This is a genomic window from Nostoc sp. UHCC 0251 (assembly GCF_034932245.1).
Taxonomy (GTDB): Bacteria; Cyanobacteriota; Cyanobacteriia; order Cyanobacteriales; family Nostocaceae; genus Nostoc.
Genome location: NZ_JAYGHD010000413.1, coordinates 1 through 10,553, shown reverse-complemented (window position 1 = coordinate 10,553; position 10,553 = coordinate 1). Strand labels below are relative to the sequence as shown.

10 protein-coding genes are annotated in these 10,553 nt (G+C 42.3%); 9 read left to right on the top strand and 1 reads right to left on the bottom strand.

The features are described 5' to 3' along the window. Positions 1-37 precede the first annotated feature (37 nt). The 6 genes from VB740_RS33780 (at position 38) to VB740_RS33755 (ending at position 7,036) form a co-directional block, all read left to right on the top strand. Complete coding sequence (locus tag VB740_RS33780) at positions 38-2,203, top strand: AAA family ATPase (RefSeq protein WP_323204184.1); 2,166 nt, start codon at positions 38-40, stop codon at positions 2,201-2,203. Between the two features lie 62 nt (positions 2,204-2,265). Further along, a complete protein-coding gene (locus VB740_RS33775) occupies positions 2,266-3,753 on the top strand; it encodes an aminotransferase class I/II-fold pyridoxal phosphate-dependent enzyme (protein ID WP_323204183.1) in 1,488 nt (495 codons plus the stop codon). A gap of 111 nt (positions 3,754-3,864) precedes the next feature. Then, positions 3,865-4,365 (top strand): DUF2059 domain-containing protein, encoded by a 501-nt coding sequence (locus VB740_RS33770; protein ID WP_323204182.1) that lies wholly within the window; start codon positions 3,865-3,867, stop codon positions 4,363-4,365. Positions 4,366-4,607: 242 nt separating this feature from the next. Next, complete coding sequence (locus VB740_RS33765; protein WP_323204181.1) at positions 4,608-5,627, top strand: ABC transporter ATP-binding protein; 1,020 nt, start codon at positions 4,608-4,610, stop codon at positions 5,625-5,627. 89 nt (positions 5,628-5,716) lie between these two features. Next, positions 5,717-6,604, top strand: coding sequence for an ABC transporter permease (locus VB740_RS33760; RefSeq protein WP_323204180.1), 888 nt, complete (start codon positions 5,717-5,719; stop codon positions 6,602-6,604). A gap of 36 nt (positions 6,605-6,640) precedes the next feature. Then, positions 6,641-7,036 carry a hypothetical protein gene (locus VB740_RS33755; RefSeq protein WP_323204179.1) on the top strand — a complete coding sequence of 132 codons (396 nt, stop codon included), beginning with the start codon at positions 6,641-6,643 and terminating at the stop codon, positions 7,034-7,036. A gap of 82 nt (positions 7,037-7,118) precedes the next feature. Here VB740_RS33755 and VB740_RS33750 read toward each other — a convergent pair whose 3' ends face one another. Further along, positions 7,119-7,556, bottom strand: a complete 438-nt coding sequence (locus tag VB740_RS33750; RefSeq protein ID WP_190728635.1) for a peroxiredoxin — start codon at positions 7,554-7,556, stop codon at positions 7,119-7,121. Positions 7,557-7,751: 195 nt separating this feature from the next. Here VB740_RS33750 and VB740_RS33745 point away from each other — a divergent pair, with 195 nt between their 5' ends. The 3 genes from VB740_RS33745 to VB740_RS33735 all read left to right on the top strand — a co-directional run bounded on the left by VB740_RS33745 (position 7,752) and on the right by VB740_RS33735 (position 10,280). Continuing rightward, entirely contained in the window at positions 7,752-8,156 is a 405-nt protein-coding gene (locus tag VB740_RS33745) for an Npun_F0494 family protein (protein WP_323204178.1), read from the top strand. A 244-nt stretch (positions 8,157-8,400) separates the two neighbouring features. Next, a complete protein-coding gene (gene cobQ, locus VB740_RS33740) occupies positions 8,401-9,879 on the top strand; it encodes a cobyric acid synthase CobQ (RefSeq protein WP_323204177.1) in 1,479 nt (492 codons plus the stop codon). 164 nt (positions 9,880-10,043) lie between these two features. After that, entirely contained in the window at positions 10,044-10,280 is a 237-nt protein-coding gene (locus VB740_RS33735; protein WP_323204176.1) for a 2Fe-2S iron-sulfur cluster-binding protein, read from the top strand. The last annotated feature ends 273 nt before the right edge of the window (positions 10,281-10,553 follow it).

Here is a 10,553-nt window from a genome sequence, read left to right as displayed (position 1 = left end):
AAAAAACAAAGGCAATAGTGACTATGTTGCAATTTAAATGCCGATTAGCTTAGTAAGAGAAAATATAACAAAGAGTGATAATGCGGACGGAGTGGCGGTCGTCGTGGCGTTCGTCGTGGCGGGAGTCGTGGCGGGAGTCGTGGCGGGAGTCGTGGCGTTCCGAGTGGCGGGAGTCGTGGCGTTCCGAGTGGCGGGAGGAGTGGCGGGAGGAGTGGCGGGAGTTGCTACTTTACCGCTTATTTGGTTTTCGATTGTTGCAAGTTTAATCGCTTTTGCTCTTGCACCAGCAAAAGACCACACAGTTTTTATCACCATTACTGTGATTTTAATAGCTCTTTCTGCCCAAAATTTAGGATGGCTTTCAGCATTAATTATCCCTGTAACCTTAGTCAGCTCTTACAGAATATTTCCTGATTATAGCTTTATCTTTTTAAGTAGTTATTATACATACCCTAATTCTTTACTAAAACTTTTCCGATTTTCAGATTCAACAATTAGGCGCTTACGTCCCCAAATAGCAAAAATACTTTTTCAATTACCTCCTTACACTAGCGAACTCCTATGGATACCTTTACCTAATCATGCTCAACTTCTTGTTTATGAATTTCGTGAAAGACCTCAACAAGCCTTAACAATCTTTCAATATATCCAAACTTTTTCCTTACCAGGATTTCAAATAACCCTACAAAATGCTTTACCGCAAATTGTCGCTGACCAACTCAAGAAAATTATAAGTATCCCAGAACTGCTTTTTACTGCCAACTCAGATCATCCTATATTACCCTTCCTGATTTCCCCCTTCTATCACCTCGATTCTGACAGCGATACCCCCACTCCAGAAACACCTTTGCCAAAGGTGAAACCCGAACTTTCTATCCTTCTCCCTCGCTTGCAAACTATTATTCAAGATATTCAATCTGCACTCGAAAATGAAAATATAGCCCTACGAGAACGAGGATTAGAAAAAATCAATGACAAGGTTGTTCGATTACAATCCCAACTACCCTCTCTGGGACTTAAAAACGAAGCCATCAAACGCTGGACACCTGTACTGGAACATTGGCAAAAGGTTATTGAACTGGAACAAAATGAACAACGCAAACTCTCTCAAGGCGAACTAATCAACCCGTTCCAATATGGAAATCCGGTGCGACTTAACCAAAAAAACTTGTTTAAAGGTCGTCAGAAATTTGCCAATGAAATTGTCCGTCGAGTTTTAGACCGTGACCGACCTACCCTTGTGCTGCATGGCCCCCGTCGCTGTGGTAAAACTTCCTTTTTGTATAACTTTCCCCGCCTGCTTCCCAGTGATATCCTCCCGGTATTTGTGGATATGCAAAGTTCCGCCATTACCACCAGCGAATCTGACTTGTGCTTTGGCTTAGTCCGTGCAATTCATAAAGACTGCAAAAGTCAAGGCGTTAAATTACCAAACATTCCTGAACGCACCGATTTTAAACTTAGTCCCTACACCACCTTAGAAGATTGGTTGGATGAAGCACTTAGCCAAATTGGAGAACGGCGAATTCTTCTCAACCTTGATGAATTTGAAAAAATCGGTACAGCCATCCAAAACGGACAGATAACTTTACGTTTATTTGACCAACTACGCCACTTAATTCAACATTATGAACAACTCGGTTTTCTCTTTTCTGGGGTGCAAACTTTAGAGGAATTAGGCCCAAATTGGAGTAGCTATTTTATCAGCGTTGTCCCGATAGAAATGCTTTATCTTGAACCTAAAGAAGCCGAGGATTTACTGCTTAATCCAGATCCAGCTTTTACACTACGTTACGCTCCAGACATTGTAAAAGAAGTATTAATGCTTACCAATTGTCACCCTTACTGCCTACAATTATTGGGCGCATCAATGGTGAATCAAGCTAACTTTAACCATACTGATTTTATTACTGCTGAACTCTTGCAAGCTTCTATTAATGACGCATTTATTTCCGGTCAACCTTATTTTACAAATATTTGGACAGAATTTACAGGAACTACACCAGAAGAAATGGTAATTGGTCAAGAGTTATTATTACAAGTTGCCAAGACAGATATTTTATTACCTATAACTACTGAAATTGCTGAAAAGGTATTAACCCGCTTGTTGCGTTATCATGTTTTACACAAAATCAATGGAGGATATGATTTTGAAATTCCTCTGTTAAAACAATGGGTGAGAGAGCGTGCAGTAAGAAGCTAATTATTTTATGAATATGCCTTAACAGATTTCAACTTTTATTATTAACGGTTTGTTTTATTTAAATGCTCAATCAAAACCAAACACCCTTATTAGACGCGATAAAAGCCAATGCAGCAAGACCCCATGCGCCTTTTTACACCCCAGGACATAAGCTAGGTGAGGGAATTTCTCAACATTTGGCTGACTTACTTGGTAAAACCGTCTTTCGCGCTGATTTAACCGAATTAGCAGATTTAGATAATCTCTTTGCACCCCAAGGCGTTATTCAAGAAGCACAACAACTAGCGGCTGAGGCATTTGGCGCTTCGCAAACATGGTTCCTTGTCAATGGTTCTACCTGTGGGATTGAAGCAGCAATTCTCGCTACCTGTGGCATGGGGGATAAAATCATTTTGCCTCGCAATGTCCATTCTTCTGCGATCGCAGGTTTAATTCTCTCCGGTGCAATACCAATTTTTCTCAATCCTGAATACGATCCAGTTTTAGATATTGCCCATAGCATTACGCCTAAAGCTGTAGAATCTGCACTCAAACAACATCCAGACGCTAAAGCAGTGTTGACAGTTTACCCAACATATTACGGCGTTTGTGGAGATTTGAGTGCGATCGCCAACATCACACATCAATATAATATTCCTCTACTTGTAGATGAGGCACACGGCGCCCACTTTGCCTTTCATCCAGAACTACCCACTCCAGCCTTAGCCGCAGGTGCTGATTTAACTGTACAATCCATCCACAAAGTACTTGGTGCAATGACACAAGCATCGATGCTGCATATCCAAGGTAACAGGATAGATTGCGATCGCATCAGTAAAGCTTTGCAACTCTTACAATCTACCAGTCCTAGTTATTTACTTTTAGCTTCTTTAGATGCAGCGCGTCAGCAAATGGCACTCCACGGAAAAATGCTGATGTCTCGCACTTTGCAACTTGCTGATGAAGCTAAAACCAGAATCAGCCAAATTCCTGGCTTATCAGTCTTACAAATTTCTAGCCCCCCTTCTCAAGGGGGGTTGGGGGGATCTCCCGGCTTTGTCGCTTTAGACGAAACGCGATTAACTGTCACAGTTTCTGGTTTAGGCTTAACCGGATTTGAAGCAGATGAAATTCTGGATGAAAAATTTGCTGTTACCGCCGAATTCGCTTCACTACAACATCTCACCTTTATCATTAGCTTGGGCAACACCCCAGCCGATATTGAGCAACTGGTACAAAGTTTCACTACTCTTGCCAAAGAATATCGCCGAACCAACTTAACTGTTACAAGTCTGAATTGGCAGAATATTTTAAGTACACAAGGTTATGCTTTACATTTTTCTCCCCGTGAAGCCTTTTTTGCCCTCAGTGAAATACTACCTTTAGCACAAACAAGCGATCGCATCTGTGCCGAAATCATCTGTCCCTATCCCCCAGGAATTCCTTTGTTAATGCCGGGAGAAGTCATCACCAAACCCGTTCTTGACTATCTGCAACAAATTCAGGCGATGGGAGGGTTTATCAGTGGTTGTAGTGATATTAGTTTACGTACCCTAAAGGTAGTAAAATAATGACTTATATGATAAATTTAAGGTTAAAATTTGAATACATTTCTTACAATGGTTGCCCATTTGTCAAATTTACCTGAATAATAATACTTTACTAAAAATAAATTTAAATAAATGAAAATAAATTTTTGGTTAGTAGCAGTTGTACTTTCTATGATAACAACTTATAATATAGCCGCTTTTGCTCAAAGTCCAACTAATACTATTGCACCAAGTAATAACGCTCAAGAAATCGAAAAGACTAATAATATCAAAAAATTGTTCGAGTTAACTGGTGTGAAAAATCTTTCTCGACAGATTCTCACTCAATTATTAAATAATGTTAAGTCCGATTACCCTCAAGTACCTCAAAAATTTTGGGATAAGTTTGCTGTTGAATTTAAATCAGATGATCTTGTAAATGAGATTATTCCTATTTACAATAAATATTTTACTAATGAAGAAATAAAACAACTTATTACATTTTATCAGACACCTTTAGGACAAAAAACAATTACCGTTATTCCCCAAATTTATCAGGAATCTTATGAGATTGGCAAAAGATATGGACGTGCAGCAGCTCAAAGAGCCTTAAAAAAATTGGAAGCAGAAGGATATATTCGCCCTAGTAAATAAAGCAGTTTATGATATTAACTGGAATTTTATGAATGGGTAATTTTTGGGTGCTGCTCAATTACCAATCCTGTCAATAAGAAGCAAATGGGCAAAAGAGAAAGATTATTTTTGCTCTACTGATTCATTTGTGCCTATTTTAACTTGCTTGATAAAGCAACTTTAAACCCAGATCAACTTTGCTCTCCACCTTCTACAATAAAGATAGACTTTATTGAGATTTGTATAGTTGGGGAAAAGCTGTCATGGCTCCCGCCGTTTTCATTCAAAATTTGCAAAAGCGCTACGGTACAGTGGTTGCCGTCCAAGATGTTTCGTTTCAGGTAGAACCAGGAGAAATTTTTGGTTTACTTGGCCCCAACGGTGCTGGGAAAACTACTACGTTGCGTGCTTTATGTACGCTGACCACACCGGATGCTGGCAAAATCGAAGTATCTGGCATCTCTGTGTTAGATAATCCGAGACTGGCAAGACAACGATTAGGCTACGTAGCTCAAGAAGTCGCTATAGATAAGGTGCTGACTGGAAGAGAACTGCTGCAACTGCAAGCCGCACTTTATCACCTCCCAGGCGCAGTAGCCAAACAGCGCATTGAGACTGTATTAGATTTACTTGGTTTGCAAGAATACGCCAACAAAAAAACAGGAACCTACTCTGGTGGTTTACGCAAGCGTCTAGACTTGGCTGCTGGGTTGCTTCATGCACCGGATGTTTTGGTGTTGGATGAGCCAACTGTAGGACTTGACATAGAAACTAGGTTTGTGGTGTGGGATTTCTTACGAAAATTACGCGCCTCTGGGACGACGGTAGTAATTACCAGCCATTACCTAGAAGAAATTGATGCCTTAGCCGATCGCGTAGCAATTATAGATCGCGGCGTTGTGATTGCCAGTGGCACACCTTCGCAATTGAAAGATCAAGTAGGGGGCGATCGCATTACTTTGCGAATCCGCGAGTTTTCCCCCATTGAGGAAGCAGAAAAAGCGAAAAACCTCCTGCAACCTTTGCCGTTTGTGCAAGAAGTGATCATCAACAGCGCTCAAGGTAATTCCCTCAACTTAGTAGTGATACCTCAAAACGATGTTCTGATTAACATACAGCAAGCTCTAAATACTGCTGGCTTGCCCATATTTGGCATAGCCCAATCTCGCCCCAGCCTCGATGATGTTTACCTCGCCGCTACAGGACGCACCCTGATGGATGCAGAACTGGCAGCCGTTGCCACTCGCGATCCCAAGGCTGAGAAGAAGCAGAATATGAGATAAAGCATAGCGAATGGGGCATTGGGCATGGAGATATTTACCACTCCCAATTCCCCACTCCCCACTCCCCACTCCCCACTCCCCAATTATTTATGAGCGTTACTCCTAAATCTGATATCAATTGGCAGCCGTTAGCATCGCCACAAGTAGATGTTAATCCTACACCTAACTTTTTTGGTGAATTAGTACAAGAGACGCTGGCTTTAACTCGTCGCTTGTTTATTCAGTTGCAACGGCGTCCCTCCACATTGGTTGCTGGAATTATTCAGCCAGTGATGTGGTTGGTGCTATTTGGTGCATTATTTCAAAATGCCCCCAAGGGATTGTTCGGCAGTACGACAAATTACGGTCAATTTTTGGCTGCTGGAGTAATTGTTTTTACAGCCTTTGCTGGGGCGCTGAATGCTGGTTTGCCCGTAATGTTTGATCGCGAGTTCGGCTTTTTGAATCGTTTGCTGGTTGCGCCGTTAGCATCCCGGTTTTCTATTGTCTTTGCTTCAGCAATCTTTATCATCAGCCAAAGTTTGCTGCAAGCAGCCGTAATTGTTGGTGCAGCAGCGGTTATTGGGGCTGGACTACCAGATGCAACGGGTTTATTTGCGATCGCTCTAATTGTCTTCCTCTTAGCTTTGGGTGTAACAGCAATCTCCCTCGGTTTAGCTTTTGCTCTACCCGGACACATTGAATTGATTGCAGTAATTTTTGTCACCAATCTACCATTATTGTTTGCTAGTACAGCTTTGGCTCCTCTATCCTTCATGCCTCAGTGGTTGCAGGTTGTAGCTACCCTAAATCCTCTCAGCTATGCGATCGAACCCATTCGCTATCTCTATCTCCACAGTAGTTGGAGACTAAGTAGCGTAGTAATGCAAGCTCCTTGGGGTGATGTTACCTTCGGGGGAGCGTTGCTCGTATTGTTTGGCTTTGCCCTTGTCGCCTTACTGAGCATTCAGCCACAATTGCGGCGCACTCTTGCTTAAAGAGATAAAATAGAGCAATTTTAGGGTTACAGTCTCATGAAAAAACCATTTTTACAAATTCCTAGACTCTTTGTGGCCACCGTGGCAGGGATTAGCTTTGCTTCCTTGCTCATGGCTCAACCAAGTTCGGCTCAAGTCAGCCCAGTGGATGCTTTTCCTAGTAATAGTACAACAGACCAAAATACCGATCCGTTCTCCCGTTCAAACTCAGACAATTTCAACATGTTTGACCTGATTCATAAGGCAAATTTCGGGACTCTTAACTGGAATTCTGACCAGCAAAACGAACAACTAGACTCAGCAGCAGCAGCCTTTAAAGCTAGGCAACAAAAACTAATTCAAGGTCAACAACAGCAAGCAACTCCCATTTCGCCATTGGTTATACCACAATCAGTTCCACCAGCATCAGTTACACCAGCATCAGGTAACTGAATTCCAATAAAGAACCCCAAACCGTTTGGGGTTTGGGGTTGAAGTTAGGCTCTTAAAAAATCCTTAGTCATCAGGTAAAAAACTACAGCCCAAGTGCAGCTAAAACATCACTAGCATGGGTAGCGGTATTTACACTAGCGTCAACATGGGTAATTTTGCCACTGGGGTCAATTACATAAGTGACGCGCTTGGCATAACCGCCGCCATCCACATCGAAAGCTTTGATTAGGGATTTGTCAGTGTCAGCCAGTAGGGGAAAATTCAAATTATATTTTTGGGTGAATGCCTGATGGGCAACTTCATCATCTGCACTGACTCCCAAGATGACAACATCTTTACTTTGATATTCAGATTGGGCATCTCGAAAACTACAGGCTTGTTTGGTGCAGCCTGGCGTATCATCTTTTGGGTAAAAATACAAAACGACCGTCTTCCCGGCAAAATCAGATAACGAAACTGTGTTGCCGTTTGTATCTTTGGCGGTAAATGCAGGTGCATCCGTACCAACTGCTAGAGGCATAATTAACCTTTCCTGTTTCAGATTGTTGATGCACTTGAAATTTTACATTAATTTATAATGATTAAATATATTTAGTAAAAAACAGCATAAATATACTTTCAGTAACCAAATTTTGGTTAGATGAGGTAGCTGGTACAAGAAAAAATATATTCTTAAATTAATCTTTATCAGAAGAAAAATTTCTACCAATACACAATGCCTGCTGTTGATTCCCAAAACCCAAATATTTTTGTCTATCCTCAGACCACAGTAGAAAGAGCCGAGCGATCGCTAGTGTGTTCGCCCTTTAATCTATCTTTATTTGAAGTCATGGGACACCAAAGTGTGTCATTAACTGCGATCGCTCTAGAAAATGGTCTCAAACAGGGCTATACTAAGCGCCCCTTATCAGAATTGGCATGTGACAACGCCTTGGGCTGGCTGATCCAAGTGGGGGTATTACGCCGTGAAGTCGATGGCCAGGGAATTACAGATGCTTTTCGCCTCACTCCCTTGGGTCGCCAGTTGGTGGAACAATATCAGGGAAAAAATTGGCGTACTCCTTCATGGCGCGATCGTTTATCCGATGCTGTGATTCGTTGGTTGCGGATACCCTTTTAGAATAAAAAACCAAAAAGTTAGGATTAGGCAATCAAAGGGAACAATATATACGGAAACATCACGTCTATTCATGAAGTCTTTACCATAATCATCTAATTCAAATTTGTGATGGTTATGGTGGGCATTGGGCATTGGTCAATATTCTGCTCCCCCTGCCTCCCCTGCTCCCTCATCTCCCCCTGCTCGGCTATTCTTCACTCCTAAAAATTCACCCTGTATCTTGAAAAACTAACTAATAACAACTATGAAATCAATTATGGTGGTGGGGACAACATCCCATGCAGGGAAATCACTTTTAACTACAGCTATTTGTCGCATTCTGTCGCGGCGTGGCTGGCGGGTGGCTCCCTTTAAAGGTCAAAATATGGCTTTAAATGCTTATGTCACTGCCAATGGTGGAGAAATTGGCTATGCCCAAGCAGTGCAAGCTTGGGCGGCGGGAGTCGTGCCTTGGGTAGAAATGAACCCAATTTTACTCAAACCTCAAGGGGATATGACTTCCCAAGTAATTATTAAAGGCAGGTCTGTTGGTAAAGTAAGTGCCTCAGATTACTACGAGCAATATTTTGACCTGGGGTGGCGGACAATTGAAGAATCGCTACAGCATTTAGGAACAGAATTTGACATGGTGGTTTGTGAAGGTGCCGGTAGTCCAGCCGAGATTAACCTTAAGCACCGCGACTTAACCAATATGCGGGTGGCAAAACATTTAAATGCGCCAACGATGTTAGTAGTTGATATTGATCGGGGTGGTGCTTTTGCCCATGTCGTTGGAACCTTAGAGTTATTAGAACCAGATGAACGTGCCTTAATTAAGGGTGTGGTAATTAACAAGTTTCGAGGCCAGCGATCGCTCCTAGAACCAGGAATAAAATGGTTAGAAGAACGCACTGGTATCCCCGTTGTTGGTGTTATACCCTACCTACAACAGGTTTTTCCAGCAGAAGACTCCCTGGATTTGCTGGAACGTGAATCGCATAAAACCCAAACTGACCTCAATATTGCCGTCATTCGCTTACCAAGAATTGCCAACTTCACTGACTTTGACCCACTAGAATCAGAAAGCACAGTTTCAGTAAAATACCTCAGTCCTAAGCAAGATTTAGGACATCCTGATGCCGTGATCCTCCCAGGTACAAAGACCACAATTGCTGATTTACTACTGCTGCAAAAGAGCGGGATGGCAGAAGCTATTCAACACTATGCTGCTTCTGGGGGAACGGTTTTAGGTATCTGCGGTGGCTATCAAATGCTCGGTCAAATCATCGCTGATCCAGAAGGGATAGAAGGACAAGCAGGCAGATTCCAGGGGTTAAATCTTTTACCAATTAGAACAGTAATTACCGGACAAAAAATTGCCCGTCAGCGCCAAGTTAGCTCAAATTATCCACAACAGGGTTTACCAGTCAATGGCTTTGAAATTCACCAAGGGCGATCGCGCATCGAACAACAAGGTGTAGACCCTCAATCGTATCATGCTCTATTTGATGATATTAATTTAGGGTTAGTGGATAGCTGCCAATCAGTTTGGGGAAGTTACCTCCACGGGCTTTTTGACAACGGCCCTTGGCGACGGGCTTGGTTAAATCGCCTCCGTCAACAGCGCGGTTTAAAATCTTTGCCCACCGGAGTTGCCAACTACCGAGAACAGCGAGAGCAGGTTTTGGACTCCCTAGCTACTGAAGTAGAAAGTCATTTAGACCTAACTCCATTTTTGTCTTAAACTAAGTGCATAAGTCCAATTCGCAATTCGCAATTCGCAATTCGCAATGGGCTACGCCCCGCTGCGCTAACGCAATTCGCAATAAAAATCGCACATTTTTTCGATTAGAGTGTCATTAGTCATTTGCTAATGACCAATGACCAATGACAAATGACCAATGACCAATGATTGTTCGTGTCCGCTTTTTACCAGATGATGTCATAGTAGATGCCGAAGTGGGAGAAGCCCTCTTAGATGTAGCAGACCGGGCTGGGGTATTTATTCCCACCGGTTGTCTCATGGGGTCTTGTCACGCTTGCACCGTCGAATTAGAGGATGGAGAAATCGTCCGCGCTTGTATCAGCGCAGTACCGCCACGCGAGGAATTGACAATTAATTTGTTTAGTGACCCAACTTGGTAGTTTACGAAAATGTAGGTGTTCCACTTCCAGAACCAACAGTAAGTAGGGTGCGTTAACGCGATTGAGTAGGTGGTAACTAATGCTGAATAATTTGTGTGATCGCAGATTATTTTAGTTGAAAGCGTACTTTCACCTCCTCCAACCCTTAAAAAATCCATATTTATCCATTAGACAGCAAGAAACTTTTACAGATTGTTTCCTACTGCCCGTTTTTGCTATATATAGGACTAGTATTTGATTTATGAAAAAATCTAAGTATATGTAGGGGAGCCA

What these genes read in the sequence shown, in the direction of transcription:
- VB740_RS33780 (WP_323204184.1), top strand. Translation starts at nt 38, where the DNA reads ATGCCGATTAGCTTAGTAAGAGAAAATATAACAAAGAGTGATAATGCG.
- VB740_RS33775 (WP_323204183.1), top strand. Translation starts at nt 2,266, where the DNA reads ATGCTCAATCAAAACCAAACACCCTTATTAGACGCGATAAAAGCCAAT.
- VB740_RS33770 (WP_323204182.1), top strand. Translation starts at nt 3,865, where the DNA reads ATGAAAATAAATTTTTGGTTAGTAGCAGTTGTACTTTCTATGATAACA.
- VB740_RS33765 (WP_323204181.1), top strand. Translation starts at nt 4,608, where the DNA reads ATGGCTCCCGCCGTTTTCATTCAAAATTTGCAAAAGCGCTACGGTACA.
- VB740_RS33760 (WP_323204180.1), top strand. Translation starts at nt 5,717, where the DNA reads ATGAGCGTTACTCCTAAATCTGATATCAATTGGCAGCCGTTAGCATCG.
- VB740_RS33755 (WP_323204179.1), top strand. Translation starts at nt 6,641, where the DNA reads ATGAAAAAACCATTTTTACAAATTCCTAGACTCTTTGTGGCCACCGTG.
- VB740_RS33750 (WP_190728635.1), bottom strand. Translation starts at nt 7,556, where the DNA reads ATGCCTCTAGCAGTTGGTACGGATGCACCTGCATTTACCGCCAAAGAT.
- VB740_RS33745 (WP_323204178.1), top strand. Translation starts at nt 7,752, where the DNA reads ATGCCTGCTGTTGATTCCCAAAACCCAAATATTTTTGTCTATCCTCAG.
- cobQ (WP_323204177.1), top strand. Translation starts at nt 8,401, where the DNA reads ATGAAATCAATTATGGTGGTGGGGACAACATCCCATGCAGGGAAATCA.
- VB740_RS33735 (WP_323204176.1), top strand. Translation starts at nt 10,044, where the DNA reads ATGATTGTTCGTGTCCGCTTTTTACCAGATGATGTCATAGTAGATGCC.